Source organism: Cupriavidus sp. YR651 (assembly GCF_900101625.1).
In the GTDB taxonomy this organism is placed as follows: Bacteria; Pseudomonadota; Gammaproteobacteria; order Burkholderiales; family Burkholderiaceae; genus Cupriavidus.
The window spans coordinates 253,571-279,918 of sequence record NZ_FMYZ01000001.1 but is presented as its reverse complement, the minus strand read 5'-3'; the positions used below and the strand labels follow the sequence as shown (position 1 = coordinate 279,918).

Sequence of the window (26,348 nt, the reverse complement as noted above, 5' to 3'; positions counted from 1 at the left end):
GGACGGCGCTCGTCGTCGCCATAACGGCGCGGCGGGCGCGATTCGTTGTCACCGAAGCTACGCGGACGCGGGGGCCGCGATTCATCGTCGCCATAACGACGCGGCGGGCGTGAGTCGTCGTTGCCGAAGCGGCGCGGCGCCCGCTCGCCATCGGCCGGGCGAGGACGCGCAGGACGGGTCGATCGTTCCGGGCGCGCGGCGCCTTCCGCAGGCACGGCCTTGCGCTTGGCCTTCTCGCCAGCGCGCTCCTTCGCCTGCTTGATCCCCGTCACCACATCCTGCACGCGCTTGCGATTGAGGTCCGACACGCGTACAGGCCGGGTGGCCTTGCGGGGTGCGTCGGTGGTGGGGGAGGTCTTGATGCCCAGCGTCTTGCGGCCGGGCGTTTTGCTATCGGTCATATCGTTGCGTCCCGACACGCGTGGCCATCAGATGGCCAGCGCTTCGAGCAAGTCCTGTTCAAGCTGAATCTGCAATCGGTTGTCGGCGGCAAGACGGCTGCCATCGACCAGGAACACGTCTTCGACGCGTTCCCCCAGGGTGTTGATGCGTGCCGAATGCACGGACACGCGGTGTTTGGCCAGTACACGGGCAATGGCATAGAGCAGGCCGGTGCGGTCGTTGGCGGACAGCGACAGCAGGTAATACTGGCCGCGTTCGTCGGGCCGCAGGTCCACGCGCGGCTTGATCGGAAAGCTGCGCGACTGGCGCGACAGCCGGCCTTGCGTCGGCTCCGGCAACGGGCACTCCAGCCGCACACGCTCCGCCAGTTCGTGTTCGACGAGGGTCAGGATGTCCCGGTAGTCGCCGTCCCGGCCCGGGTCCGTGACCTGGAAGGTGTCCAGCGCGTAGCCGTGGCGCGTGGTGTGGATCTTGGCGTCCTGGATCGAGAACGCCTTGCGCTCGAAGTAGCCGCAGATCCGTGCGAACAGGTCGGGCTGGTCCTTGACGTAGACCGCCACCTGCAGGCCTTCGCCGGCTGGCGAGATGCGGGCCTTCACCACGGCTGCGTCGCTGTCCACCTTGTTGAACAGATGGCGCGTCAGCCAGACGATGTCGCGCGCGTCATGGCGCAGGAAGAAGGAGACGTCGAGCTTGCCCCAGAGCGGCCTGGCCAGGTCCGGGTCGAACGCCTTGAGACGCAGTTGCGCGATGGTGTCGTCGCGGCGCTGGGCCCAGAGCGAGTGGGGATCGAGTTGCGCGCCGCCGAGCACGCGCAGCGTGATTCGGTACAGATCTTCCAGCAGCTTGCCCTTCCATGCGTTCCAGACCTTCGGGCTGGTGCCGCGGATATCGGCCACGGTCAGCAGGTAGAGCGCGGTCAGGTAGCGCTCGTTGCCGACCACGCTGGCGAACGACTTCACCACCTCGGGATCGGTCAGATCCTGCTTCTGCGCCACGTGGCTCATGGTCAGGTGGTTTTCCACCAGCCAGGCGATCAGGTCGGTGTCTTCGCGCGAGATGCCATGCTGCTTGCAGAAGCGGCGCGCATCGACGGTGCCGAGCTTGGAGTGATCGCCGCCGCGGCCCTTGGCGATGTCATGGAACAGCGCGGCCACGCACAGCACCCATGGCCGGTCGAAGCTGGCCATCAGCTGGCTGCAGAACGGAAACTCGTGTGTGTGCTCGACGATGGCAAAGCGGCGCATGTTGCGCACCACCATCAGGATGTGCTGGTCCACGGTGTAGACGTGGAACAGGTCGTGCTGCATCTGCCCGACGATGCGCCGGAAGTTGATCAGATAGCGGCCCAGCACGCTGGTCTGGTTCATCAGGCGCAGCGCGTGCGTGATGCCCTGCGGTTCCTGCACGATGGCCAGGAACAGGCGGCGGTTCTCCGGGTCGTTGCGCCAGCTGGCGTCCATGACCGTCCGGGCGTTATAGAGGCCGCGCAGCGTACGCGGCGACAGGCCCTTGACGCCCGGCGTGCGCTCGTAAAGCAGGAACGTTTCCAGGATCGCGTGCGGATCGCGCTCGTACAGGTCGTCGCTGGTGATTTCCAGCATGCCCTGGCGCTCCACGAAGCGGTCGTTGATCACACGCGTGACCTTGGACTCGCTCGGGAACAGCATGGCCTCGATGTTGAGCAGCAGCACGCTGTTCAGCTGCGTCACGGCCTTGGCCGCCCAGTAGTAGCGGCGCATCAGCTGCTCGCTGGCACGCTTGTGCGTGGTCTGCCGATAGCCGAACGATTCCGCCAGCGCGGTCTGCAGGTCGAACACCAGCACGTCCTGGCGCCGGCCCGCCAGCAGGTGCAGCCGGGCGCGGATGGTGCGCAGCAGGCGGTCGTTGCGGGTCAGTTCCTGGGCCTCGCGCTCGGTCAGCAGGCCCCGCTCGAACAGTTGCTTCCAGCTGTCGCCGAGGCCCGCCGCCTGCGTCATCCACAGGATGACCTGAAGGTCGCGCAGGCCGCCGGGGCTTTCCTTGCAGTTGGGCTCCAGCGCGTAGGGGGTGTCCTGGTACTTGGCGTGGCGCTGGCGCATTTCCAGCAGCTTGGCCTGGAAGAAGTCGGCCGCGTCCATGTCGGCCTGATAGCGTGTGCGCAAGTCGGCAAACAGTGCCTTGTTGCCCGTCAGCAGACGGGCTTCCAGCAAGGACGTGCGGATCGTGATGTCCGCCGCGGACTCGCGGATGCAGTCGTCCACGGTGCGGACGGACGAGCCGATCTCCAGGCCGAGGTCCCAGCACAGGCCGATGAAGCGCTCCAGCTTGGCCGCGGTCTCCGCGTCGGGCTCCGCGCGCAGCAGCAGCAGGACGTCGACATCCGAATGGGGAAACAACTCGCCGCGCCCATAGCCGCCTACCGCGACGAGTGCGGCGTCGGCGGGCAACTCCAGGCCACTCCAGGCATCGATCAGGGCGGCATCCACGGCGCGACGCAGCCGGGTGACGAGCGGATTGACCTGGTTGTGCGCATTGAATTCGGCAAACAGGGCCTGCTTGTCGGCCTTGAGCTTGTCGCGGATGCGCTGGCAGAGAAGGAGTTCCGGCGTGGTGTCCATGGGTTGGGCGATGGGGGTCGTGGGCACGGCTGGAAGTAGAAAGGGCGCCGCGGTCGGCGCCCTGGCGATCGACGCGACGTCAGGCCGCGACGGGTTCGGTGACAAAGGCCGGCGGCACCGGCGATCCCGCCGACAGCGTCAACACTTCAAAGCCGGTATCGGTGACCAGCACGGTGTGTTCCCACTGCGCCGACAGGCTGCGGTCGCGCGTCTTGACGGTCCAGTGGTCGGGCATCGTACGGATGTCGCGCTTGCCGGCGTTGATCATCGGCTCCACGGTGAAGATCATGCCGCTCTTGATTTCCATGCCGGTGTTGGGGCGGCCGTAGTGCAGCACCTGCGGGTCGGAGTGGAAGACCTTGCCGATGCCGTGGCCGCAGTACTCGCGCACCACGCTGTAGCCGGCGGCTTCCGCGTGCACCTGGATGGCATGGCCGATATCGCCCAGCCGCGCGCCGTTGCGCACCTGCTGGATGCCCTTCCACATGCATTCATAGGTGATTTGCGCCAGGCGCTTGGCCAGGATCGAGCCCTCGCCCACGATGAACATGCGGCTGGTGTCCCCGTAGTAGCCTTCCTTGGTGATGACGGTGATATCGAGGTTGATGACATCGCCGTTCTTCAGCACGCGGTCGCCGGGAATGCCGTGGCAGATCACGTCGTTGACCGAGGTGCAGATGGCGCCGGGGAAGGGCGGGTAGCCGGGGGGCGCATAGTTCAGCGGCGCGGGCACCGTGCCTTGCACGTCACGCATGTAGGCGTGGCAGAGCTTGTCGAGTTCGCCGGTCGTCACGCCGGGCTTGACGTGCGGGGTGATGTAGTCGAGGACTTCGGAGGCAAGGCGGCAAGCCACGCGCATTTGGGCGATGTCTTCGGCGGTGTTCAGGTGGATGCTCATGCTGCTTCGCCAGAAAAAAGTGACGGCTCAGCCACTGGCTGCGCCGGATATCGATTCGCAAAGTGGGATTATCGCACCATCGTGTCCTGAAAGCAGTGAATTACGGGCGGCTGCGGGCGAGCGGCCGGACGAAAAATCGACAGGCCGGGTAGTGGCCCGGGTCCTGTGGCCGTTGGAGCGACCGCCCATCGGGAGACGATCGGCGGGGCTTGAGCGAAGGGCCGCTTTGTTGCTACAATCGAAGGCTGACTTGCTGGCGGTGCGCCGGCGGCGGGTCGGCATCAAGAATCTTTTTGGTAAATCGCTGGTCCGCCCATCCGGGGTGTTCCTTTTCAGGAATGTCGGGGCGGACTTCAGACCCAACCCTATTGGAGCACCTTTCATGTCCGTGACCATGCGCGAAATGCTGGAAGCCGGTTGCCACTTTGGCCACCAAACCCGCTTCTGGAACCCCAAGATGGCCCCCTTCATCTTCGGCCATCGCAACAAGATCCACATTATCAACCTCGAAAAGACCCTGCCGATGTTCCAGGACGCGATGAAGTACGTGCGTCAACTGGCAGCAAATCGCGGCACCGTGCTTTTCGTGGGTACCAAGCGTCAGTCGCGCGAGATCCTGGCTGAGGAAGCCGGCCGCGCTGGCATGCCGTACGTCGACGCCCGCTGGCTCGGCGGCATGCTGACGAACTTCAAGACCGTCAAGATCTCGATCAAGCGCCTGAAGGACATGGAAGCCGCCAAGGAAGCCGGCGCGCTGGACACCATGAGCAAGAAGGAAGCGCTGATGTTCGAGCGCGAGATGATCAAGCTGGAAAAGTCCATCGGCGGCATCAAGGACATGGGCGGCGTGCCTGACGCCATCTTCGTGGTGGACGTCGGCTACCACAAGATTGCCGTGACCGAAGCCAACAAGCTGGGCATCCCCGTCATCGGCGTGGTCGACACGAACCACTCGCCGGAAGGCATCGACTACGTGATCCCGGGCAACGACGACTCGAGCAAGGCCGTGGCCCTGTACGTGCGCGGCGTGGCTGACGCCATCCTGGAAGGCCGCGCCAATGCGGTGCAGGAAGTGGTGGAAGCCGCTCGCGGCGGCGACGAATTCGTCGAAGTCCAGGAAGGCTGATTGCCCGCGGGCGCCTGAAGCCGGGGTACACCGGCTGCCGGCGCCCGTACGGTGGCAAGACAATAAAAGGGGGCACTTCTGGCGCCCCCTTTTTGCAAACTGACTTTGTTGTCATCCGCCGCGGGTACGATCCGCCGCGGGTGAAGCCGGACCGAAGTTGATCAGACACCGGCCGGCCGTCCCGTGTGACATGCGGGGCGGACGGCCCGAACCAATCAAGGAGTGACAAATGGCGGCAATTACCGCAAGCATGGTTGCAGAACTGCGCGCGAAGACCGACGCGCCGATGATGGAATGCAAGAAGGCCCTGACCGAGGCCGACGGCGACCTGGAAAAGGCTGAAGAGCTGCTGCGCGTCAAGCTGGGCAACAAGGCCAGCAAGGCCGCTTCGCGCGTGACCGCCGAAGGCGTGGTGGCATCGTTCATCGACGGCACGACCGGTGCACTGATCGAGCTGAACTGCGAAACCGACTTCGTTTCCAAGAACGACGACTTCCTGGCCTTCACGGCCAAGGTGGCTGAACTGGTGGCCAAGCAGAACCCGGCCGACGTGGCTGCCCTGTCGGCCCTGGAAATCGACGGTGTGACCGTGGAAGCCACCCGTGCCGCCCTGATCGGCAAGATTGGCGAGAACATGACGATCCGCCGCTTCACCCGTTACGCCAACGGCGGCAAGCTGGTGTCGTACCTGCATGGCACGCGCATTGGCGTGATGGTCGAGTTCGACGGCGACGAGACCGCCGCCAAGGACGTGGCCATGCACGTGGCCGCCATGAAGCCGGTGTCGCTGTCCGCCGACCAGGTTCCCGCCGAGCTGATCGCCAAGGAGCGCAGCATCGCCGAGCAGAAGGCTGCCGAATCGGGCAAGCCGGCTGAAATCGCCGCCAAGATGGTGGAAGGTTCGGTCCAGAAGTACCTGAAGGAAGTGTCGCTGTTCAACCAGCCGTTCGTGAAGAACGACAAGCAGACGGTTGAGCAGATGCTGAAGGCTGCCAACACGACCGTGAAGGGTTTCACCCTGTACGTGGTGGGTGAAGGCATCGAGAAGAAGCAGGACGACTTCGCCGCCGAAGTGGCCGCCCAGGTGGCTGCCGCCCAGAAGGGCTGATGTCCAGGTGGCCGGGCCGGCATCCAGTGAGGAAAGCCAACCCTGCCACCGTATAATGCCGAGGGGCGCCGCAAGGTGCCCCTCTGCACAATTGCGGCCGCCATGTGCGTGCCGCTGCGGCCGTGTCAGCCAGTTTTCGCAGTCACCTGCCTCTGTGCGTCTTTTGACGGACGATGCCGGCAGATGACGGCGAAAACCGGCTTCAAGCTGTCCCGCATTTCCGAATTCTTGCGCGGCCGGTGCAGCCCACACGCTGTATGCCGCCCGCGCCAATCCATCCGTTCATACGAGCGATCGAGAACCAGCCCGAGGGTGAATATGCCAGCCTACAAGCGCGTCCTTCTGAAACTGTCCGGTGAGGCCCTGATGGGCGACGATGCCTTCGGCATCAACCGCTCCACCATCGAGGGCATGGTCAATGACATTGCCGAGATCGTTAAGCTGGGCGTCCAGGTCGCCGTAGTCATCGGCGGCGGCAACATTTTCCGCGGCGTAGCCGGCGGAGCGGCCGGCATGGACCGTGCCACGGCCGACTACATGGGCATGCTGGCCACCATGATGAATGCGCTGGCCCTGCAGGACGCCATGCGCCATGCCAACATCGAAGGCCGTGTGCAGTCCGCGCTGCGCATGGACCAGGTGGTCGAGCCGTACATCCGCCCGCGCGCCATCCGTCAGCTGGAAGAGGGCAAGGTGGTGATTTTCGCCGCCGGCACGGGTAACCCGTTCTTCACGACCGATACCGCCGCCGCACTCCGCGGCTCGGAAATCGGTGCGGAAATCGTGCTCAAGGCCACCAAGGTGGACGGTGTATATACCGCCGACCCCAAGAAGGACCCGAGCGCTACCCGTTACACCACCATTTCCTTCGACGAAGCCATTTCCCGCAACCTTCAGGTCATGGATGCCACCGCGTTCGCGCTGTGCCGCGACCAGAAGCTGCCGATCAAGGTGTTTTCGATCGTCAAGCCGGGCGCGCTCAAGCGTGTGATCCTCGGTGAAGACGAAGGTACGCTGGTGCACGTTTGATGGGCGCGGGCCGCGTCACAATGCGGATTCGGCCCGGCCTGAGAGTAGAATGATTCATTTTCGATCCCGTCCGGCGGGATCCTGTCTGGCTGTTTTCCGGAGGTAAACATGACCGTCGCCGACACAAAGAAGAGCGCCGAGCAGAAAATGCAGAAATCGATCGAAGCCTTCAGGGCCGATCTGGCGAAGATTCGCACCGGCCGCGCCCACGCCGGCCTGCTTGACCACGTCCAGGTGGACTACTACGGCTCGATGGTGCCCATCAGCCAGGTAGCCAACGTCGGTCTGGCCGACGCCCGCACGATCAGCGTGCAGCCGTGGGAAAAGAAGATGGTTGGCGCCGTCGAGAAGGCCATCCGCGACGCGGACCTGGGCCTGAATCCGGCCACCATGGGTGAAGTGATCCGTGTGCCGATGCCCGCGCTGACGGAAGAGCGCCGCAAGGAACTGACCAAGGTCGTCAAGAGCGAGGCCGAGGGTGCCAAGGTGGCTGTGCGCAACCTGCGCCGCGACGCCAACGAGCAGTTCAAGAAGCTGGTCAAGGACAAGACCATTTCCGAGGATGACGAGCGCCGCGGCCAGGACGAAGTCCAGAAGTTGACGGACAAGTTCGTCGCCGAGATCGAGAAGCTCGTCGCCGAGAAAGAGAAGGAGATCATGACGGTGTGATGGCGCCCGGCGGCCTGTCCGCCGGATGCTGTCACCGTCCGCCAACCCATGCAGCACATCAGTTCGACGCTAGGCGTTCCCGATACCAGCTATGTGCCCCGCCACGTTGCCATCATCATGGATGGCAACGGCCGCTGGGCGACCCAGCGTCATCTGCCCCGCGTCGCGGGCCACTCCCGCGGCCTGGACGCGGTACGGGCGGTGGTGGAGGCTTGTGCCGCGCGCGGCGTGCAGTTCCTGACCCTGTTCGCCTTCAGTTCCGAGAACTGGCGCCGCCCGGCGGACGAGGTTTCGTTCCTGATGCGCCTGTTCATGACCGCCTTGCGCCGCGAGGTGATCAAGATGCACGCCAACAACATTCGCGTGCGCGTGGTGGGCGATCTGTCGCGGTTCAGTCCGCGCATCCAGCAGCTCATCCTCGACGCCGAGGCGCGCACAGCCGGCAACACGGGCCTGACCGTGACCATCGCCGCCAACTATGGCGGGCGCTGGGACCTGCTGCAGGCCATGCGCAAGATGCTGGCGCGGTCCCCCATGCTCGATCCGGACGCGATCGACGAGTCCGTGCTGGCGCCGCACCTGGCCATGTCGTACGCGCCGGAGCCCGACCTGTTCATCCGCACAGGCGGTGAGCAGCGCATCAGCAATTTCCTGTTGTGGCAGCTTGCCTATTCCGAGCTGTATTTCACCGATACCTACTGGCCCGATTTCGATGCCGCCGAGCTCGACAAGGCATTCGCCTCGTACCGGCAGCGCGAGCGACGGTTTGGCCGAACCAGTGCGCAACTGCTTGCGCCGGGCCTGTCCGGCACGGCCTGAGCCCCGGCTCGTTTTCCTCCAACTCACCACGGGACCCCGCAGCGCATGCTACTTACCCGCGTCATCACCGCCGTATGCCTGTTGCTGTTGATCCTGCCGATCCTGTTCCTGGCACCGCCGGCGGCACTCGCAGGGCTGGTGGCGGTGATCGTGTTGCTTGGCGGATGGGAGTTTGGCCGGCTGATCGGCCTGCGTCGCGCGTGGCCTTATGTCTATGCCGTGGCCTGCCTGCTGGTGCTGATTGCCTGGCATGACGCGCCCGAGCGCCATGCCGTCACGTACTTGCTCGAGGCCGCCATCGTGGCTTGGGGCGTGGCGCTGGTGCTGCTGGCTCGCGGTGTACGCAAGGCCACGCCCGGCTTCACGGTGTTGGGCGCCATCCTGGGGCTCATCATGCTGCCGGCGTTTGGTCATGCCGTGATGGTGCTGCGTGCCGACGGCATCGCGGTGCTGCTATCGGCTGCGGTACTGGTGTGGGCGGCCGATATCGGCGCCTATTTTGTCGGCAAGGCGATTGGCCGCCGCAAGCTGGCGCCAGGCATCAGCCCGGGGAAATCCTGGGAGGGCGCGATCGGTGGCTGGTTGCTGGTCATGGTGGTGGCGCTGACGCTAGCCACCACGCACGCATTCGCACCGACCTGGTTCTCGCGCATCGCGGACAAGGGCGGCCTGGGTCTGGCGGCGGTATTGGTCACGCTGCTGGTCGCCGCGAGCATCATCGGCGACCTGTTCGAATCCCTGCTGAAGCGGCAGGTCGGCATGAAGGACAGCAGCCGGCTGCTGCCCGGGCACGGCGGGGTCCTGGACCGGATCGACGCCCTGATCCCGGTGTTCCCACTGGCGGCCCTGCTGCTGGCCTGGGTGTAGTCACAATCTGAATTCGGTTATCTGGTCTATGCAACGTATCACCATCCTGGGCGCCACCGGCTCCATCGGCGAAAGCACGCTCGACGTCGTCCGTCGACATCCGGACCGCTATACCGTGCATGCGCTCAGCGCGCACCGTCAGGTCGACAAGCTGGCCGCCGCGTGCGTCGAGTTCCGTCCGGCACGGGCCGTGGTCGGAACGGCCGAGGCCGCCAGCCGGCTGGAGGCGCTGCTGCGCGCCGCCGGCCTGAAGACCGAAGTCAGCCACGGTGAAGCCGCCCTGGAATCGATTGCCGCCGACAGCGGTACCGATGCAGTGATGGCCGCCATCGTCGGCGCCGCTGGCCTGCGCTCGTCGCTTGCCGCCGCCCGCGCCGGAAAGCGCGTGCTGCTGGCCAACAAGGAATCGTTGGTGATGTCCGGCGCCATATTCATGGACGCCGTGCGTGAGCATGGCGCCACGCTGCTGCCGATCGACAGCGAACACAACGCCATCTTCCAGTGCCTGCCGACCAGCGATCCGCGCTACGCGGCGGGTGTTTCGAAGGTGCTGCTGACGGCGTCGGGCGGCCCGTTCCGCACCCGCGACCCGTCCACGTTGCACGACATCACGCCTGACCAGGCCTGCGCCCATCCGAAATGGGTCATGGGCCGCAAGATCTCGGTGGATTCGGCGACGATGATGAACAAGGGCCTGGAGGTGATCGAGGCCCACTGGCTGTTCGGCGCGCCGGCCGAAAAGATCGAAGTGCTGATCCACCCGCAGAGCATCGTGCACTCGATGGTGGCCTATGCCGACGGTTCGGTGCTGGCGCAGCTTGGCAATCCGGACATGCGGACACCGATCGCCTATGGCATGGCGTATCCGGAGCGCATCGACTCCGGCGTGACGCCGCTGGACCTGACAATCGCTGGCGGCCTCCATTTTGAGACGCCGGACCTTGAGCGCTTCCCGTGCCTGGGACTAGCCTTTGATGCATTGCGCGCGGGTGGCGTGGCGCCGGCCGTCTTGAATGCGGCCAACGAGGTCGCCGTGGAGGCCTTCCTCGGCGGCGCTATCCGCTTTACCGATATTGCCCGCGTGGTGGCCGGTGTCCTCGAACTTCCGCACGCCGGTTCGGTCGGGACGCTAGAGGGCGTCCTGGCGGCCGATGCCGAAGCTCGCCGCGCCGCGCAGGCATTGCTGACACGTCTGGCCAGCCGCTGATGGATCGCAGCGCGGGCCAGGTCTCGAGGGGGTGATTTGCCATGCAAACCGTCATCGCGTTCATTGTCGCCCTGTGCATTCTGATTTTCGTGCACGAGATGGGTCACTACCTTGCCGCGCGCGCCTGCGGGGTCAAGGTGCTGCGATTCTCCATCGGCTTCGGCCGCCCCCTGGCCCGCTGGGTCAGCAAGGGGCGTGACCGCACCGAGTGGACGCTGGCCGCCATTCCGCTGGGCGGCTACGTGAAGATGCTTGACGAGCGCGAGCGAGACCCCGAAGTCGATCCGCCGATCGACCCCGCCGAACTGCCGCGCGCCTTCAACCGACAGCCTGTCGGCAAGCGCTTTGTGATCGTCGCAGCGGGGCCGGTGGCCAACTTTGCGCTGGCCATCGCGCTGTACGTGGTCCTGTTTGCCGGCGGTATGCGCGAACCCGTGCCGGTGGTGGCCGCCCCCGTAGCCGGCAGCGTGGCTGCGCAAGCCGGCATTCGCGAGGGCGATCGCGTCCTGTCCCTGACCGCGAACGACCACACGGAAGCGGTACGCTCCTGGAACGATTTGCGCATGGCCGTCTTCGCCGAAGGCTTCGGCGACGCACGCGCGGTGCTGCATGTACGCGGTACCGACGGTGTGGAGCGGGACGTCACGCTGTCGCGCCTGCCCAATACGGGCGGCAATCCGGACCAGGACCCGCTGGCCACGCTGGGGCTGAACCTGAAGGGTGGGCCGGTCACCATCACCGAGATCGTGCCGGATTCGGCGGCGCAGCGCGCCGGCCTGAAGGCCGGGGACCGCGTGGTGACCTGGCAGGGCCAGCCGCTGACCCAGGCCAGCGAGCTGATTCGCGGCGTCCGGGCTCGTCCGGGCGAGCCGGTGACGCTGGGCGTCGAACGCGCCGGCCAGCGGCTGGACGTACCGGTGAAGCTGGATTCGGCGCCGGCCGCGGAAGGTGCCAAGGATGCCTCGGGCGCGCCCGCTGGCCCGACCGGCAAGCTCGGGGCGGCGCTGAACCAGGCTGTAGAGACGGAAATCGTGCGTTATCCGCCGTTGCAGGCGCTGGCGCGCGCTGCAGGCCAGGTCTGGAGCACCAGTACGCTGTCCCTGAAGCTGCTCGGCAAGATGCTCGTCGGGCAGGCTTCGCTGCAGAACCTGAGCGGTCCGCTGACCGTGGCGGACTATGCGGGACGCGCGGCGAACCTGGGCTGGCAGCCGTTCGTGAGTTTCCTGGCACTGGTCAGCGTCAGCCTCGGTGTGCTCAATTTGTTACCCATTCCGGTTCTGGATGGGGGGCATTTGCTGTATTATTGCGTGGAATTTTTGACTGGCAGGCCCGTACCAGACCACTGGCAAGCGATGCTGCAGAAGGTCGGCATCGCGTGCATCTTGCTCCTGACCTCACTCGCTTTGTTCAATGACGTCAGCCGACTGTTTCTTGCGCGCGGCTAGCTTCGCGCAGCCCGAAACGTGTGTCGGCGGGGGGCGGTCGCATCCCGGGGGACATTTTCCCGTCGGGACGGATCGGCCTTGCCAGCGTTGTCAGGCGTAGTCCCGGACGGCATCGGAGCCAAAACCCTGCATGGAATCAAAGAGGAAGAGGGGATCAACATTGATCAGACATAAGCGCATCTCGCTGGGCCTGCTGACGAGTGCCATTATCGCGGCGTGGAGCCCGGCGGGCTGGGCCGCCGATCCGTTCGTGGTCAAGGATATCCGCGTTGAAGGCCTGCAGCGCGTCGAGCCGGGCACCGTTTTCGGTTACCTCCCTGTCCGCGTCGGCGAGACCTTCACCGACGACAAGGGCGCGGATGCCATTCGCGCGCTGTACAACACCGGTTTCTTCAAGGACGTGCAGATCCGCGCCGAAGACGGCGTGCTGGTCGTGCAGGTGGAAGAGCGTCCGGCGATCTCTCAGCTGGAATTCGTCGGTATCAAGGAATTCGACAAGGACACGCTGCGCCGGTCACTGCGTGCCGTGGGCGTGGCGGAAGCCCGTTACTACGACAAGGCCCTGATCGACAAGGCCGAGCAGGAGCTCAAGCGCCAGTACGTGGCGCGCGGTTACTACGCGGCGGATGTGCAGACCACTGTGACCCCGGTGGACCGCAACCGCGTGTCCGTGGTGTTCAACGTGGAAGAAGGTCCGGTCGCCAAGATCCGCCAGATCAATATCGTCGGTAACAAGGCGTTCAAGGAAAGCACGCTGCGCGATGAGATGCAGTTGTCCACGCCGAACTGGCTGTCCTGGTACACCAAGAACGACCTGTACTCGAAGCAGAAACTGACTGCTGACCTGGAAGCGCTGCGTTCGTACTACCTGAACCGCGGTTACCTGGAGTTCCAGATCGAGTCCACGCAGGTCTCGATTACGCCGGACAAGAAGGACATCTTCCTGACGCTGAACATCAAGGAAGGCGAGCAGTACAAGGTGTCCGAAATCCACCTGGCCGGTGAAACGCTGGGCAAGCAGGCGGAGATGGAAAAACTGTTGCAGCTGAAGAAGGGCGACATCTTCTCGTCCGAAAAGCTGACCGCCAGCACCAAGGCCATCACGGACCTGCTGGGTACCTATGGCTATGCGTTCACGACGATCAATCCGCAGCCGCAGGTTGACCAGGAAAAGCGCGAAGTCGCGCTGACACTGATGGTGGACCCGGGCCGCCGCGTGTATGTGCGTCGCGTGAATGTGGTCGGTAACAGCAAGACCCGCGACGAAGTCGTGCGTCGTGAAATGCGCCAGATGGAAAGCTCGTGGTTCGACAGCGAAAAGCTGACGCAATCGCAGGCGCGTATCAATCGTACCGGCTACTTCACGGACACTAACATCACCACCGAAGACGTGCCGGGCGCGCCCGACCAGGTGGATGTGAACGTCAACGTGACCGAAAAGCCGACCGGCCAGATCAGCCTGGGCCTGGGCTTCTCGTCCACGGACAAGCTCGTGCTGCAGGCCGGCTTGCGCCAGGACAACGTGTTCGGCTCCGGTACCAGCCTGGGCCTGGATGTGAACACGGCCAAGTCGTTCCGTACCATCGCGCTGACGCAGTACGACCCGTACTTCACGGTGGACGGCATCAGCCGGTCGACGGACATCTACTACCGTACGTCCCGTCCGCTGTACTACACCGGTGACCAGGACTACAAGATCGTGTCCGCCGGCGGTGGCTTCAAGTTCGGCGTGCCGTTCTCCGAGAACGACACGGTGTTCTTCGGCATCGGCTACGAACGCACGCAGGTCTACACGTCGGTCAACACGCCGAGCCAGTACACGGCATGGCTGAACAAGATTGGCAAGACCAGTGGCGATCCGATCAACAACTTCCCGTTTACGATTGGCTGGGCGCGAGACCGTCGTGACAGCGCGCTGATCCCGACCAAGGGTCCGTACACCCAGGCCAACCTGGAAGTGGGCGTACCGGGCGGCGACACCCAGTACTACCGCGCCAGCTTCCAGCAGCAGTATTTCTACCCGCTGTCCAAGGCCTTTACCCTGGCCCTGAACGGTGAAGTGGCGTACGGCCACGGCTACGGCGCGACGCCGTTCCCGGTATTCAAGTACTTCTACGCCGGTGGTATTGGTTCGGTGCGCGGTTACCAGACCAGCACGCTCGGACCGAAGGACCAGAACGGCAACCCGGTTGGCGGCGCATCCAAGTTGATCGGTAACGTCGAGTTCGTGTTCCCGCTGCCGGGTTCGGGCGTGGACCGCACGCTGCGTCTGTTCACGTTCTTCGACTTCGGTAACGTCTACCAGGAAGGCGCGCCGATTACGGTCAGCGACCTGAAGTATTCGACCGGTTTCGGTATGTCCTGGCTGTCGCCGATCGGTCCGCTCAAGGTCAGCATGGGCTTCCCGCTGAAGAAGGACGAGACCGACCGTGTCCAGCGCTTCCAGTTCCAGATCGGTACTGCGTTCTGATCCCCACAAAGGATTTGTTTCATGAAACTCCATACTTCACTGACGAAATCCCTGAGCGCGGCCGCGCTGGCCGCTGCGGCCCTGTGCGCGGCAGCGCCGGCGATGGCTCAGGAGGCTCGTATTGCCGCGGTCAACTCGGAACGTATCCTGCGTGACTCGGTGCCCGCCAAGGCGGCGCAGGTCAAGCTCGAGCAGGAATTTTCCAAGCGTGACCGCGAGCTGCAGGACATGGCCCAGAAGATCAAGGGCATGGCCGACAAGCTCGACAAGGACACCGCCGTCCTGGCTGACTCTGATCGCCAGCGCCGCCAGCGTGAGGTGGCAGACCTGGATCGCGAATTCCAGCGCAAGCAGCGCGAATTCCGTGAAGACCTGAACCAGCGCCGGAACGAGGAGCTGGCCCAGGTACTGGAACGCGCCAATCGCGTGATCCGCCAACTGGCCGAGCAGCGCAAGTACGACCTGATCGTGCAGGAAGCGGTCTACGTGAATCCGCGCATCGACATTACCGATGACGTGATGAAGGCGTTGAACGCCGGAAGCACGGGCAAGTAAGCGGCGCGCCTTTCGTTCGCCGCTGTTTCGATCTTCAAGGAAGTACCGCCATGCAGACACCCACACTGGGTCAGCTCGCCACCGAGAACGGCGTGCAGGTTGTGGGTGATCCCGACCTGGCCGTGAGCGGTCTGGCACCGCTCGACCAGGCCGGCCCCGGCGACCTGTCTTTCCTGTCCAATCCGCTGTACTTGCCACAGGCGTTGGCCTCGGGGGCCGGTGCCGTCATCGTGTCGCCTGCCGACCTCGAGCGTATTCGCGCCGAAGGGCACGCCGATGGCCGTAACTGGCTTGTGGCACGCAACCCGTACGTCTGCTTTGCTCGCGTGGCCCAGCGTTTCGACCGCGAAGCCAATGCCGATCCGCGCGTTGGCATCGATCCGCGCGCCAGCGTGGCCGCGGACGCCGTGGTGCCGGCCTCCTGCTTCATTGGTCCCAATGTGGTGATCGAGGCCGGTGCGCAACTGGGCGAGCGCGTGCGGATCCTGGCAAATGCCTTTATCGGCGCAGGCGCGCAGATCGGCGAAGATACGCTCATCTACGCCAATGTTTCTGTCTATCATCGTTGCGTGGTGGGTGCGCGCAACATCCTGCACAGCGGGGCGGTGATTGGCGCCGACGGCTTTGGCTTTGCGCCCGATATCGGGCCGGCCGGAGTCGAATACGTCAAGATCCCGCAGGTGGGCCGTGCGGTGCTCGGCAATGACGTGGAGATCGGCGCCAATACGGCCGTCGACCGTGGTGCGATGGCCGATACGGTGATCGAGGACGGTTGCAAGATCGACAACCAGGTGCAGATCGCGCACAACGTGCACGTGGGCGCCCATACGGTGATTGCCGGCACGGCCGCGGTATCGGGCAGCACGAAGATCGGCAAATTCTGCGTGATCGGGGGCGCGGCCAATTTTTCTGGCCATTTGAATATCGCCGACCGGACCACAGTGTCCGGCGGCACATCGATTACCAAATCGATTACCAAACCCGGTGGGCATTACACCAGCGTGTTTCCGTTCACGACGCATGGCGAATGGGAGCGCAATGCGGCCATCGTGCGCGGGCTGAGCAAGCTGCGCGACCGCGTGGTGCAACTGGAGCGCCGCCTGCGCGGCGAATTCGCCGGGTCCAATAGCAAACAAGACGAAGAGAAATCATCATGACCGCCTCCGACATCGACATCCGCAAGATCCTGAAGCTGCTGCCGCATCGGTATCCGATCCTGTTGGTCGACCGCGTGCTCGAGTTCGAACCGCAAAAGCGGATCAAGACCCTGAAGAACGTCACGATCAACGAACCGTACTTCATGGGGCATTTCCCGGACCAGCCGGTGATGCCGGGCGTCATGATTCTGGAAGCGCTGGCGCAGTCGGCCGGCTTGCTGACCTTCGGCGCCGATATGGAGCGCAAGGAAGGCGCGCTGTATTACTTCGTGGGCATCGATGGCGCACGTTTCAAGCGCGTGGTGTACCCGGGCGACCAGTTGCATCTGAACGTGACCGTGGAGCGCTACATTCGCGGCATCTGGAAGTTCAAGGCCAGCGCCACCGTCGACGGCGAAGTGGCGTGTGAAGCCGAGCTGATGTGCACGGTGAAGCAGGCCGAAGGCTGACCGCTGCCGAGCCCGTCCCCGCGCCTGGCCGCGGGACTCTCTACAGACCACACACCACAGGACAGGACGTATGACGCAAATCCATCCCACCGCACTGGTCGATCCGAAGGCAGAACTGGCCGCCGATGTTACCGTCGGCCCGTTTTCCATCGTCGGCCCGAATGTGCGGATTGGCAGCGGCACCCGGATCGGCTCGCATACCACCGTCGAAGGCCACACCAGCATCGGCGAGGGCAACCGCATCGGCCCGTACGCATCGGTGGGCGGTGTGCCGCAGGACATGAAGTACGCCAACGAGCCGACGCGGCTCGAAATTGGCGATCGCAACACGATTCGTGAATTTACGACGATCCATACCGGTACGGTGCAGGATCGCGGCGTGACCAGCCTGGGCAATGACAACTGGATCATGGCCTACGTGCACATCGCACACGACTGCCGTGTGGGCAACAACACGGTGTTCTCCAGCAATGCGCAGATCGCCGGCCACGTGGAAGTGGGCGACTGGGCCATCCTGGGCGGCATGAGCGGTGTGCACCAGTTCGTGCGCATCGGCGCGCATGCCATGCTCGGCGGTGCCTCGGCACTCGTGCAGGACGTGCCGCCGTTCGTGATCGCGGCCAGCGACAAGAACGGCAACAAGGCCACGCCTCATGGCATCAACGTGGAAGGGCTGCGTCGCCGCGGCTTTGACGCGGGCCAGATCGCCGCGCTTCGCCAGGCCTACAAACTGCTGTACAAGTCCGACCTGAGTTTTGACGACGCGCGCAACGAGATTGCCGCGTTGCTGGCCCAGTTCGACACTGCCACCGGCGTGCCGCTGCGCGCCTTCGTGGACTTCCTGGCCGCCACGCAGCGCGGCATTGTTCGCTGAAGCCCGGTTGGACATGGTCGACGCCGCAGTGCAGGCCGAACTGCCCGCTGTCGCGGGAATGGACGTGAACAAACGCGGCACGATCGCCATGGTCGCCGGGGAAGCCTCGGGCGACTTGCTGGCATCGCTGCTGCTGGAAGGGCTCCACGCACGGCTGGGCGAGTCCGTGGACTTTGCCGGGATTGGTGGCCGCCGAATGATGGCGCAGGGCTTTGTTTCCCACTGGCCAATGGAGACGCTGTCCGTCAACGGCTACGTCGAAGTCCTGGGCTCCTTGCGGGAAATCCTGGCTACGCGCCGGGCGGTCCGAGACAAGCTGCTGGCGCAACCACCGCTGTGCTTTATCGGCGTGGATGCACCCGATTTCAATTTCGGGCTGGAGGTGCCGCTGCGCCGTGCAGGTATTCCGGTCGTGCATTTCGTCAGTCCATCGATATGGGCCTGGCGGGGTGGCCGCATCCGCACGATTGCGCGCGCCGTCGACCATATCCTCTGCCTGTTCCCGTTCGAGCCGGAGATCTACGCGAAGGCTGGCATCCCCGCGACCTATGTCGGCCATCCGCTGGCCGATGTGATCCCGATGGTGCCCGACGTCGCAGGCGCGCGCGAAAAGCTGGGCCTTCCGGACGGCAAGCGGATTGTGGCTGTCTTGCCGGGAAGCCGTCAGTCCGAGGTGCGCAACCTCGGTGCCACCTTCTTCGCGGCCATGGATCGCATGCACCGCATGGACGGCAACCTGGCTTTCGTGCTCCCCGCCGCCAGCGCGCCGCTGCGTGCGATCGTCGAAGCACTCCACGCCCAGTATCCGGAAATCGACCTGACGATCGTGGAGGGTCATTCGCATCTGGCCATGGAGTCTGCCGACGTGGTGCTGCTGGCCAGCGGCACGGCGACGCTTGAAGCGGCGCTGTACAAGAAGCCAATGGTGATTTCTTACAAGGTGCCCTGGCTGACGGCGCAGATCATGAAACGGCAGGGCTATCTGCCTTACGTGGGACTGCCTAATATTCTCTCAGGCCGTTTTGTCGTGCCCGAGTTGCTGCAGGACGATGCCACGCCCGAGGCGTTGGCGCGCGAGACGCTGCTGCAGCTCAACGACGAAGGCAATATTGCCTTCCTGCGCGAGCATTTCACTACCATGCACGAGACTCTGAAACGCGATACCGCCAACCTGGCTGCCGGCGTTGTGGTCGAACTCATGCACGGGCGAGGAGTGCGCTGATGGCCCGCACGAAAGCCGATACGACACCGTCTCCGCAACTGGGCCTGGAGCTGACGCAGACAGTCGCCGTGGTCCAGCGCCTGTGCGGCGTGGACGAGGCGGGGCGTGGGCCGCTGGCCGGCCCGGTCTACGCGGCCGCGGTGGTGCTCAACCCGGATCGCCAGATCCGGGGCCTGGCCGACTCCAAGATTCTGACTGCCGACAAGCGCGAAGTGCTCTTCGAACGCATCTGCGAGCGCGCACTCGGCTGGCATATCGCCTCGGCATCCGTCGCCGAAATCGATTCGCTCAATATCCTTCACGCCTCGATGCTGGCGATGCAGCGGGCGGTTGCGGGCCTGGCGGCCAGCGGCGTCATACCCGACCTTGTTCAGGTGGACGGCAACCGCTGCCCGCAGGTCCCGTATCCCGTGGAAGCCATCGTAAAGGGCGATGCGAAGATTCGCGCCATCTCCGCGGCATCGATCCTGGCCAAGGTGGCGCGGGATCGCGAACTTCACGCCCTGCATGGGGAGTATCCGCAGTACGGGTTCGACAAACACGTCGGCTATCCCACGCCTCAACATCTTGCTGCGCTGGAGCAGTTCGGTGCCACGCCGCATCACCGCCGGTCGTTCGCACCGGTTCGCGTGGTGCTGGAGCGCGACGCACTGCCTTTCTGAGACACTTCCTTGAAGCACGTCACCTCGCGCGACAACGCGCTGTTCAAGCACCTGAAGGCCCTGACGGGCTCCACGCATCAACGCCGCAAGGCGGGGCAATCCGTGCTCGATGGGGTTCACCTGGCGCAGGCGTACATTGCCGCGCTGGGGCAGCCTGCCAGTTGCGTGGTGGGTGAACGGCACTACGACCATGCCGAGGTACGTTCGCTGCTGGACCAGGTCGATCCCGACAGGGTGGTCGTGCTGGCCGACGCGCTGTTCACGCAGATCAGCAGTGTGGTGAATGGCGTCGACCTGATGCTGGTGGTTGACACGCCGGCGGGCCACCTGCCGTCGAAGATCGACACCGATTGCGTCATCCTCGATGGCGTTCAGGATGCCGGCAACGTGGGCTCGATCCTGCGTAGTGCCGCCGCAGCCGGGATTCCGCACGCGTTCCTGACAACTGGCTGTGCGTTCGCATGGTCGGTCAAGACGCTGCGCGCCGGCATGGGCGCGAACTTCCATCTCAATATCGTCGAGCATTGTTCGCTGGAGATGCTGGAGAGCCGTCTGGCGGTGCCGTTGCTGGCGACGTCATCCCACGCGGATGCCGCTGTGTTCGACACCGATCTGCGCGAGCCTGTCGGATGGGTGGTCGGCAACGAAGGTGCTGGCGTCAGCGAGGCATGGATGGCGCGTGTATCGCGCACCGTGGGCATCCCGCAGCCTGGCGGGCTGGAATCGCTGAACGTGGCGGCGGCGACGGCCGTGTGCCTGTTTGAAGCGATTCGCCAGCGGCGCGCGTAGCGCCGCCGGGGCGGTCGTCGTGCCGCCCGATCCGTGGCAAATCTGGTGGCGTGCGGTCATTGCGGTCATCGGTCCTGCGGCAAGTCTTGACCACACAATGCTGCGCCCGTAGCCACCACCGGGCCACGGGACGATTCTCAAAATGCTAGTAGTTGTCGCGGTCGACCTTGATCTCCTGCAGGATGGTCGTCGCGATCTCTTCGATGGACTTGTGCGTCGAAGACAGCCACTTGATGCCTTCGCGGCGCATCATCGCCTCCGCTTCATTGACCTCGTAGCGGCAGTTCTCCAGTGCCGCATATTTGCTGCCCGGGCGCCGCTCGTTGCGGATCTCGGTCAGGCGGTGCGGATCGATCGACAAGCCAAAAATCTTCGGTTTGAACGCATAGAGCGCCGACGGTAGCCGCCCGCGCTCGAAATCATCCGGGATCAGCGGGTAATTGGCGGCCTTCAGTCCATACTGCATGGCCAGGTAGAGGCTGGTCGGGGTCTTGCCGCTGCGCGACACGCCCACCAGGATCACGTCAGCTTCTTCCAGGTTCTTGTGCGACTGGCCGTCGTCGTGGGCCAGCGAGAAGTTGATGGCCTCGATCCGGTTCTTGTAGGCCTCCGTGTCCGCGTTCTGGTGGAAGCGGCCGATGGCATGCGTGGACTTGAGGCCCAGTTCCTTTTCCAGCGGTTCGATGAAGGTCTGGAACATGTCCAGGATCATCCCCTTCGCCCGCCGCATGGCCTTGTTCGATTCGGCGTTGACCAGCGTGGTGAATACGATGGGTGGCGCGCCCTCGTTGTAGAACGCCTCATTGATCTTGCCCACGGCGACATGTGCCTTTTCCGGCGTATCGACGAACGGCATCCGAACCTTCCGAAAACGCATTTCGAATTGCGCCAGGATCGAATGGCTGAACGTTTCCGCCGTGATGCCGGTGCCATCGGAAACGATAAAAACCGTACGTACGGCAGGGCGATCGGCGCTGGCAGGGGTGGCTGCCGGAGTCTGAGTGGCCGGGACGGTTGTCGTGCCGGGCGCATGCGCCGGTTGCGACGCATCAGGCGCTTCGGGGAGGGACATGTCTGATCAATTATTTGAAGCCGCCTCTGCGCGGAAGTGCGGTGCGGCACGGTAGAATAGCGGCGATCTTTTGGCTAAGCAATTCAGCCGACGTCGACGGGGCAACGATCTGCGGTGGGATTGTTGACAATGTGCGCCGCAGCATAGGACCCTTCCGACGGCAAACTCAGGGAATGCTTAGCCAAGCGATCCACCGGGAACAGAACGCCAACAACATACCGGTCGGTGCAAAAGATTTCTTACTTTGTTTTGAGGCTTTTATGACCAACCAGGCAGATAACGGCGCCTATGTGCTGCCGTTCGAGCAGTTGCGCATGCATGACGTGGAAATCGTCGGCGGCAAGAACTCTTCGCTGGGGGAGATGATCTCCCAGCTGGCAGAGGCCGGCGTCCGCGTTCCCGGTGGTTTCGCCACGACCTCGCTGGCGTTCCGCGACTTCCTGCAGCACAACAACCTGACCGCCCGCATTTCCGAACGCCTGAAGACGCTTGACGTCGACGACGTGAAGGCCCTGGCGGAAGCCGGCGCCGAGATCCGCGGCTGGGTGGCCGCCGCCCCGTTCCAGCCGCGCCTGGAGCAGGAGATCCGTGACCACTACGCCCGCGTGTCCGCACGCGAAGGCGCCGAGGCCTCGTTCGCCGTGCGTTCGTCCGCCACCGCGGAAGACTTGCCCGACGCTTCGTTCGCAGGCCAGCAGGAGTCCTACCTCAACGTCAGCGGCATCGACGACGTGCTCGACAAGATCAAGCACGTGTTTGCCTCGCTGTACAACGACCGCGCCATTTCCTACCGCGTCCACAAGGGCTTTGCGCACGACGTGGTGGCGCTGTCCGCCGGCGTGCAGCGCATGGTCCGTTCGGACCTGGCCGCATCGGGCGTGATGTTCACCATCGATACGGAATCGGGTTTCCCGGACGTGGTCTTCATCACCTCCAGCTACGGCCTGGGCGAGACGGTGGTGCAGGGCGCGGTGAACCCCGACGAGTTCTACGTCTTCAAGCCGACGCTGCAGGCTGGCAAGTACCCGATCATCCGCCGCTCGATCGGCTCGAAGCTGATCAAGATGGAATTCACGGGCCCGGGCGAAGCCGGCCGCGTGAAGACCGTGGACGTGCCGCCCGAACTGCGCAACCGTTACTCGATCACGGACGACGATGTCTCCGAGCTGGCGAAGTACGCCATGATCATCGAGAAGCACTATGCCCGTCCGATGGACATCGAGTGGGGCAAGGACGGCAAGGACGGCAAGATCTACATCCTCCAGGCACGTCCGGAAACGGTGAAGAGCCAGGCCGCCGGCAAGGCCGAGCTGCGCTTCAAGTTGAAGGGCACCGCTCCGGTGCTGACCAGTGGCCGTGCCATCGGCCAGAAGATCGGTACCGGCCCGGTGCGCGTCATCAACGATCCATCCGAGATGGAACGCGTGCAGCCCGGCGACGTGCTGGTGGCCGACATGACCGACCCGAACTGGGAGCCGGTGATGAAGCGCGCCGCTGCCATCGTGACCAACCGGGGTGGCCGTACCTGCCACGCAGCCATCATCGCCCGTGAACTGGGCGTGCCGGCCGTGGTGGGTTGCGGCGATGCGACCGATTTGCTCAAGGACGGCACGCTGGTGACGGTGTCGTGCGCCGAGGGCGACGAAGGCCGCATCTATGACGGTCTGCTCGAGACCGAAGTGACCGAGGTCCAGCGCGGCGAAATGCCGGAGATCGAGACCAAGATCATGATGAACGTGGGCAATCCGCAGCTTGCGTTCGACTTCGCGCAGATCCCGAATCACGGCGTGGGCCTGGCCCGCCTCGAGTTCATCATCAACAACAACATCGGCGTCCACCCGAAGGCGATCCTCGACTATCCGCAGGTCGATGGGGACCTGAAGAAGGCCGTCGAATCGGTGGCCCGTGGCCATGCCAGCCCGCGCGCGTTCTACGTGGACAAGCTGGCCGAAGGCATCGCGACGATCGGCGCGGCGTTCTATCCGAAGCCCGTGATCGTGCGTCTGTCGGACTTCAAGTCGAACGAGTACAAGAAGCTGATCGGCGGCTCGCGCTATGAGCCGGACGAGGAAAACCCGATGCTGGGCTTCCGCGGCGCCTCGCGCTATATCGCCGACGACTTCGCCGAAGCGTTCGAGATGGAATGCAAGGCCATGAAGCGCGTGCGCGACGAAATGGGCCTGACCAATGTCGAGATCATGGTGCCGTTCGTGCGGACGCTGGGTCAGGCGGCAAAGGTCATCGAGCTGCTGGCCAAGCACGGCCTGAAGCGTGGCGAGAACGGCCTGCGCATCATCATGATGTGCGAAGTGCCGTCCAACGCCATCCTGGCCGAGGAGTTCCTGCAGTATTTCGATGGTTTCTCGATCGGCTCGAACGACCTGACGCAGCTCACGCTGGGTCTGGATCGCGATTCCGGCATGGAACTGCTGGCCCGGGACTTCGACGAGCGCGACCCTGCCGTCCGCTTCATGCTGCAACGCGCCATTTCCACGGCGCTGCGCCTGGACAAGTACGTCGGCATCTGCGGCCAGGGCCCCTCGGACCATCCGGACTTCGCCGCCTGGCTGGCCAAGGAAGGCATCAAGTCGATTTCGCTGAATCCGGACTCCGTGGTGGAAACCTGGCAACAGCTGGCTTCCTGATCTGGCTTCCCAAGGCATTTCGCGTCACAATAGCTTCATCCCAAGGCGGCGCCCGACCTGGTCGGTGCGCCGCGCGGCACCGGCCCTGCGGCAGGTGTTCCATCTGCCCCCGCAGACGCCTTAAGCGTGTCGCGGGGGTTTTTTATTGGCCGGATGTCTTGTTTCTGGACGAAAGGAGCGGGATGGCGTCGTACTACCTTTGGTTTGCCGCCGCGGTCGTGCTGGTGATCGCGGAGATGGCGACGGGGACTTTCTATCTGCTGATGATCGCAGTCGGCGTGGTCGCGGGCGGCGTTGCGGCACTAATGGGGGCCGTGGTGCCCATCCAGACCGTGACCGCGGCGCTGGTGGCCATCGCATGCATCGTCGGGCTGCGCCGGACGCGTTTCGGCAAGCTGCGCCGGAGCGAGGCGTCGACCAATCCCGACGTCAATCTCGATATTGGCCAGGAGCTGGAAGTGCCGGGCTGGGACAGCTACCGGCGCGCCCGCGTGCCATATCGTGGGGCCGATTGGACCGTGGAACTGGTCTCCGGCAGCGAGCCAGTGCCAGGGCGATTCCGCATCGTCGAGATCCGTGGCGCCACGCTGATCGTCTCGCCGCGCTGAGCCGGGCATCCTCTGCCAGCGTTTCCAACATTCTTGTCGTTTGCCGTTTCCTTCTTGAGGGGAGTTGTACATGCTTGCGTACCAGCTTGGCTTGTTTCCGCTAATCCTGCTCATCGGCGCCATCGTACTGATCGCCAAGGGCATCAAGATCGTCCCGCAGCAGCATGCATGGGTGCTTGAGCGGCTCGGGCGCTATCACGCAACGCTGACGCCGGGTCTGTCGATCGTGGTGCCGTTCGTCGATCGGGTCGCCTACAAGCACATCCTCAAGGAGATTCCGCTGGACGTGCCGAGCCAGGTCTGCATCACCAAGGACAACACGCAATTGCAGGTGGACGGCGTGCTGTACTTCCAGGTGACGGACCCGATGAAGGCGTCCTACGGGTCGAGCAATTTCGTGGTGGCCATCACGCAGTTGTCGCAGACCACGCTGCGGTCTGTGATCGGCAAGCTCGAGCTGGACAAGACCTTCGAGGAGCGTGAGTTCATCAACCACAGCGTGGTCAATGCGCTCGATGAGGCGGCGGCCAACTGGGGCGTGAAGGTGTTGCGCTATGAAATCAAGGACCTGACGCCGCCCAAGGAGATCCTGCACGCCATGCAGGCGCAGATCACCGCCGAACGTGAAAAGCGCGCGCTGATTGCGGCGTCGGAAGGCAAGCGTCAGGAGCAGATCAATCTTGCGTCGGGTGCGCGCGAGGCGGCGATCCAGAAATCGGAAGGCGAAAGACAGGCGGCCATCAACAAGGCCCAGGGGGAAGCTTCGGCGATCCTCGCCGTGGCGGAAGCCAATGCGCAGGCGATTGCGAAGATCGGCCACGCCATTCGGGGGGAGGGCGGCTCCGAGGCCGTCAACCTGAAGGTGGCCGAGGAGTATGTGGCGGCGTTTGGCAATCTGGCCAAGCAGGGCAATACGCTGATCGTGCCGGGCAATCTCGGGGAGATGAGTTCGATGATTGCGTCCGCGCTCCAGATCGTAAAAGGGCAGAAGGCCGCCTGACGGCAATATCCGCCCCTTCGAACGAAAACGGAGGCCGAAGCCTCCGTTTTTTTATTCCTTGTTGTCGCTCTTCATCAGGCGCGCCTTTTCGCGCTGCCAGTCGCGATTTTTCTCGGTTTCGCGCTTGTCGAACTGCTTCTTGCCCTTGCCGAGTCCGATCTCGCATTTGACGCGGCCGCGCGTGTAATGCAGGTTGAGCGGTACCAGGGTATAGCCGCGCTGCTCCACCTTGCCGATCAGTTTCTTGATCTCGTCAGCCTTCAGCAGCAGCTTGCGGGTCCGTACCGGGTCCGGCTTGATGTGCGTCGAGGCGCTTTGCAGCGGGCTGATGTGAGCGCCGATCAGGTACATCTCCGCGTCGCGCACGACGACATAGCCTTCCTTGATTTGCACGCGCCCGGCGCGGATAGCCTTGACTTCCCAGCCTTCCAGCACGATCCCGGCTTCAAATCGCTCTTCGATGAAGTAGTCGAAAAAGGCCTTCTTGTTGTCAGCGATGGTCATGCGGTGGGGTGGGTTCCTAAGCGAGACTGCCGCGGCGCGGCAGGCGTGAAAAGCGATTGGCCGGCGCGGAAATGTGCGCCGGGGGTGCCGTGCGCGCGCCTGTCGGCTAAAATCGGGATTCTAGCAAACCAATCCGGCCCCGGCCCAGCCCCGGCCGCGCCCCGCAATCCG

Annotated in this window: 23 protein-coding genes and 1 pseudogene; 19 read left to right on the top strand and 5 right to left on the bottom strand. The window is 64.2% G+C overall.

The annotated features are described in order from the left end of the window. The 3 genes and pseudogenes from BLR29_RS01210 to map all read right to left on the bottom strand — a co-directional run. A pseudogene (locus BLR29_RS01210) lies at window positions 1-401 on the bottom strand (16S rRNA pseudouridylate synthase); the annotation flags it as partial. A 27-nt stretch (window positions 402-428) separates the two neighbouring features. Further along, on the bottom strand, window positions 429-3,002 hold the full coding sequence (locus BLR29_RS01205) for a [protein-PII] uridylyltransferase (protein WP_092133973.1): 2,574 nt from the start codon (window positions 3,000-3,002) through the stop codon (window positions 429-431). Between the two features lie 79 nt (window positions 3,003-3,081). Beyond that, window positions 3,082-3,900 (bottom strand): type I methionyl aminopeptidase, encoded by an 819-nt coding sequence (map, locus tag BLR29_RS01200; protein WP_092133971.1) that lies wholly within the window; start codon window positions 3,898-3,900, stop codon window positions 3,082-3,084. A 382-nt stretch (window positions 3,901-4,282) separates the two neighbouring features. On the opposite strand from map, the gene rpsB reads away from it, so the two are divergent. The 16 genes from rpsB to BLR29_RS01120 all read left to right on the top strand — a co-directional run bounded on the left by rpsB (window position 4,283) and on the right by BLR29_RS01120 (window position 20,348). Beyond that, window positions 4,283-5,026, top strand: coding sequence for a 30S ribosomal protein S2 (gene rpsB / locus BLR29_RS01195; RefSeq protein WP_092133969.1), 744 nt, complete (start codon window positions 4,283-4,285; stop codon window positions 5,024-5,026). A gap of 229 nt (window positions 5,027-5,255) precedes the next feature. Continuing rightward, a complete protein-coding gene (gene tsf / locus BLR29_RS01190) occupies window positions 5,256-6,134 on the top strand; it encodes a translation elongation factor Ts (RefSeq protein ID WP_092133967.1) in 879 nt (292 codons plus the stop codon). A 318-nt stretch (window positions 6,135-6,452) separates the two neighbouring features. Next, window positions 6,453-7,163 carry a UMP kinase gene (gene pyrH, locus BLR29_RS01185; protein ID WP_092133965.1) on the top strand — a complete coding sequence of 237 codons (711 nt, stop codon included), beginning with the start codon at window positions 6,453-6,455 and terminating at the stop codon, window positions 7,161-7,163. A 108-nt stretch (window positions 7,164-7,271) separates the two neighbouring features. Further along, the gene (gene frr, locus BLR29_RS01180; RefSeq protein WP_092133963.1) at window positions 7,272-7,832 is read left to right on the top strand and encodes a ribosome recycling factor; all 561 of its coding nucleotides are present in this window, start codon (window positions 7,272-7,274) and stop codon (window positions 7,830-7,832) included. A 48-nt stretch (window positions 7,833-7,880) separates the two neighbouring features. Beyond that, entirely contained in the window at window positions 7,881-8,651 is a 771-nt protein-coding gene (locus tag BLR29_RS01175; RefSeq protein ID WP_092133961.1) for an isoprenyl transferase, read from the top strand. A gap of 45 nt (window positions 8,652-8,696) precedes the next feature. Then, window positions 8,697-9,518: a phosphatidate cytidylyltransferase gene (locus tag BLR29_RS01170; RefSeq protein ID WP_092133959.1), complete on the top strand. Its 822-nt coding sequence runs from the start codon at window positions 8,697-8,699 to the stop codon at window positions 9,516-9,518. A gap of 28 nt (window positions 9,519-9,546) precedes the next feature. Then, window positions 9,547-10,725 carry a 1-deoxy-D-xylulose-5-phosphate reductoisomerase gene (gene ispC, locus BLR29_RS01165; protein ID WP_092133957.1) on the top strand — a complete coding sequence of 393 codons (1,179 nt, stop codon included), beginning with the start codon at window positions 9,547-9,549 and terminating at the stop codon, window positions 10,723-10,725. A gap of 41 nt (window positions 10,726-10,766) precedes the next feature. After that, window positions 10,767-12,170, top strand: a complete 1,404-nt coding sequence (gene rseP / locus BLR29_RS01160) for an RIP metalloprotease RseP (protein WP_092133956.1) — start codon at window positions 10,767-10,769, stop codon at window positions 12,168-12,170. Between the two features lie 160 nt (window positions 12,171-12,330). Next, complete coding sequence (gene bamA / locus BLR29_RS01155; protein ID WP_092133955.1) at window positions 12,331-14,640, top strand: outer membrane protein assembly factor BamA; 2,310 nt, start codon at window positions 12,331-12,333, stop codon at window positions 14,638-14,640. Window positions 14,641-14,661: 21 nt separating this feature from the next. Next, window positions 14,662-15,195 carry an OmpH/Skp family outer membrane protein gene (locus tag BLR29_RS01150; protein WP_092133953.1) on the top strand — a complete coding sequence of 178 codons (534 nt, stop codon included), beginning with the start codon at window positions 14,662-14,664 and terminating at the stop codon, window positions 15,193-15,195. 50 nt (window positions 15,196-15,245) lie between these two features. After that, the gene (gene lpxD, locus BLR29_RS01145; RefSeq protein ID WP_092133951.1) at window positions 15,246-16,352 is read left to right on the top strand and encodes a UDP-3-O-(3-hydroxymyristoyl)glucosamine N-acyltransferase; all 1,107 of its coding nucleotides are present in this window, start codon (window positions 15,246-15,248) and stop codon (window positions 16,350-16,352) included. Beyond that, window positions 16,349-16,801: a 3-hydroxyacyl-ACP dehydratase FabZ gene (gene fabZ / locus BLR29_RS01140; RefSeq protein ID WP_092133949.1), complete on the top strand. Its 453-nt coding sequence runs from the start codon at window positions 16,349-16,351 to the stop codon at window positions 16,799-16,801. Before lpxD ends, fabZ begins: the two co-directional genes overlap by 4 nt. Window positions 16,802-16,871: 70 nt before the next feature. Beyond that, on the top strand, window positions 16,872-17,675 hold the full coding sequence (gene lpxA / locus BLR29_RS01135; RefSeq protein WP_092133947.1) for an acyl-ACP--UDP-N-acetylglucosamine O-acyltransferase: 804 nt from the start codon (window positions 16,872-16,874) through the stop codon (window positions 17,673-17,675). Between the two features lie 13 nt (window positions 17,676-17,688). Beyond that, window positions 17,689-18,897: a lipid-A-disaccharide synthase gene (gene lpxB, locus BLR29_RS01130; protein WP_092135354.1), complete on the top strand. Its 1,209-nt coding sequence runs from the start codon at window positions 17,689-17,691 to the stop codon at window positions 18,895-18,897. Then, the gene (gene rnhB, locus BLR29_RS01125; RefSeq protein ID WP_092133946.1) at window positions 18,897-19,559 is read left to right on the top strand and encodes a ribonuclease HII; all 663 of its coding nucleotides are present in this window, start codon (window positions 18,897-18,899) and stop codon (window positions 19,557-19,559) included. The genes lpxB and rnhB overlap by 1 nt, the downstream gene beginning before the upstream one ends. A gap of 9 nt (window positions 19,560-19,568) precedes the next feature. Beyond that, entirely contained in the window at window positions 19,569-20,348 is a 780-nt protein-coding gene (locus BLR29_RS01120) for a TrmH family RNA methyltransferase (RefSeq protein WP_092133944.1), read from the top strand. A 145-nt stretch (window positions 20,349-20,493) separates the two neighbouring features. Here BLR29_RS01120 and BLR29_RS01115 read toward each other — a convergent pair whose 3' ends face one another. Next, window positions 20,494-21,420 carry a posphoenolpyruvate synthetase regulatory kinase/phosphorylase PpsR gene (locus tag BLR29_RS01115; RefSeq protein ID WP_092133943.1) on the bottom strand — a complete coding sequence of 309 codons (927 nt, stop codon included), beginning with the start codon at window positions 21,418-21,420 and terminating at the stop codon, window positions 20,494-20,496. Between the two features lie 260 nt (window positions 21,421-21,680). Here BLR29_RS01115 and ppsA point away from each other — a divergent pair, with 260 nt between their 5' ends. From ppsA to BLR29_RS01100, 3 genes are all read left to right on the top strand, one after another. Continuing rightward, a complete protein-coding gene (ppsA, locus tag BLR29_RS01110; RefSeq protein ID WP_092133941.1) occupies window positions 21,681-24,065 on the top strand; it encodes a phosphoenolpyruvate synthase in 2,385 nt (794 codons plus the stop codon). Window positions 24,066-24,247: 182 nt separating this feature from the next. Further along, the gene (locus BLR29_RS01105) at window positions 24,248-24,673 is read left to right on the top strand and encodes an NfeD family protein (protein ID WP_092133939.1); all 426 of its coding nucleotides are present in this window, start codon (window positions 24,248-24,250) and stop codon (window positions 24,671-24,673) included. Window positions 24,674-24,743: 70 nt separating this feature from the next. Beyond that, the gene (locus tag BLR29_RS01100; protein ID WP_092133937.1) at window positions 24,744-25,673 is read left to right on the top strand and encodes an SPFH domain-containing protein; all 930 of its coding nucleotides are present in this window, start codon (window positions 24,744-24,746) and stop codon (window positions 25,671-25,673) included. A gap of 51 nt (window positions 25,674-25,724) precedes the next feature. Here the strand turns inward: BLR29_RS01100 and smpB are convergent, their stop codons facing one another. Further along, window positions 25,725-26,177 carry an SsrA-binding protein SmpB gene (gene smpB, locus BLR29_RS01095; protein WP_092133935.1) on the bottom strand — a complete coding sequence of 151 codons (453 nt, stop codon included), beginning with the start codon at window positions 26,175-26,177 and terminating at the stop codon, window positions 25,725-25,727. Between the last annotated feature and the right edge of the window lie 171 nt (window positions 26,178-26,348).

What these genes read in the sequence shown, in the direction of transcription:
- BLR29_RS01205 (WP_092133973.1), bottom strand. Translation starts at nt 3,002, where the DNA reads ATGGACACCACGCCGGAACTCCTTCTCTGCCAGCGCATCCGCGACAAG.
- map (WP_092133971.1), bottom strand. Translation starts at nt 3,900, where the DNA reads ATGAGCATCCACCTGAACACCGCCGAAGACATCGCCCAAATGCGCGTG.
- rpsB (WP_092133969.1), top strand. Translation starts at nt 4,283, where the DNA reads ATGTCCGTGACCATGCGCGAAATGCTGGAAGCCGGTTGCCACTTTGGC.
- tsf (WP_092133967.1), top strand. Translation starts at nt 5,256, where the DNA reads ATGGCGGCAATTACCGCAAGCATGGTTGCAGAACTGCGCGCGAAGACC.
- pyrH (WP_092133965.1), top strand. Translation starts at nt 6,453, where the DNA reads ATGCCAGCCTACAAGCGCGTCCTTCTGAAACTGTCCGGTGAGGCCCTG.
- frr (WP_092133963.1), top strand. Translation starts at nt 7,272, where the DNA reads ATGACCGTCGCCGACACAAAGAAGAGCGCCGAGCAGAAAATGCAGAAA.
- BLR29_RS01175 (WP_092133961.1), top strand. Translation starts at nt 7,881, where the DNA reads ATGCAGCACATCAGTTCGACGCTAGGCGTTCCCGATACCAGCTATGTG.
- BLR29_RS01170 (WP_092133959.1), top strand. Translation starts at nt 8,697, where the DNA reads ATGCTACTTACCCGCGTCATCACCGCCGTATGCCTGTTGCTGTTGATC.
- ispC (WP_092133957.1), top strand. Translation starts at nt 9,547, where the DNA reads ATGCAACGTATCACCATCCTGGGCGCCACCGGCTCCATCGGCGAAAGC.
- rseP (WP_092133956.1), top strand. Translation starts at nt 10,767, where the DNA reads ATGCAAACCGTCATCGCGTTCATTGTCGCCCTGTGCATTCTGATTTTC.
- BLR29_RS01150 (WP_092133953.1), top strand. Translation starts at nt 14,662, where the DNA reads ATGAAACTCCATACTTCACTGACGAAATCCCTGAGCGCGGCCGCGCTG.
- lpxD (WP_092133951.1), top strand. Translation starts at nt 15,246, where the DNA reads ATGCAGACACCCACACTGGGTCAGCTCGCCACCGAGAACGGCGTGCAG.
- fabZ (WP_092133949.1), top strand. Translation starts at nt 16,349, where the DNA reads ATGACCGCCTCCGACATCGACATCCGCAAGATCCTGAAGCTGCTGCCG.
- lpxA (WP_092133947.1), top strand. Translation starts at nt 16,872, where the DNA reads ATGACGCAAATCCATCCCACCGCACTGGTCGATCCGAAGGCAGAACTG.
- lpxB (WP_092135354.1), top strand. Translation starts at nt 17,689, where the DNA reads ATGGTCGACGCCGCAGTGCAGGCCGAACTGCCCGCTGTCGCGGGAATG.
- rnhB (WP_092133946.1), top strand. Translation starts at nt 18,897, where the DNA reads ATGGCCCGCACGAAAGCCGATACGACACCGTCTCCGCAACTGGGCCTG.
- BLR29_RS01115 (WP_092133943.1), bottom strand. Translation starts at nt 21,420, where the DNA reads ATGTCCCTCCCCGAAGCGCCTGATGCGTCGCAACCGGCGCATGCGCCC.
- ppsA (WP_092133941.1), top strand. Translation starts at nt 21,681, where the DNA reads ATGACCAACCAGGCAGATAACGGCGCCTATGTGCTGCCGTTCGAGCAG.
- BLR29_RS01105 (WP_092133939.1), top strand. Translation starts at nt 24,248, where the DNA reads ATGGCGTCGTACTACCTTTGGTTTGCCGCCGCGGTCGTGCTGGTGATC.
- BLR29_RS01100 (WP_092133937.1), top strand. Translation starts at nt 24,744, where the DNA reads ATGCTTGCGTACCAGCTTGGCTTGTTTCCGCTAATCCTGCTCATCGGC.
- smpB (WP_092133935.1), bottom strand. Translation starts at nt 26,177, where the DNA reads ATGACCATCGCTGACAACAAGAAGGCCTTTTTCGACTACTTCATCGAA.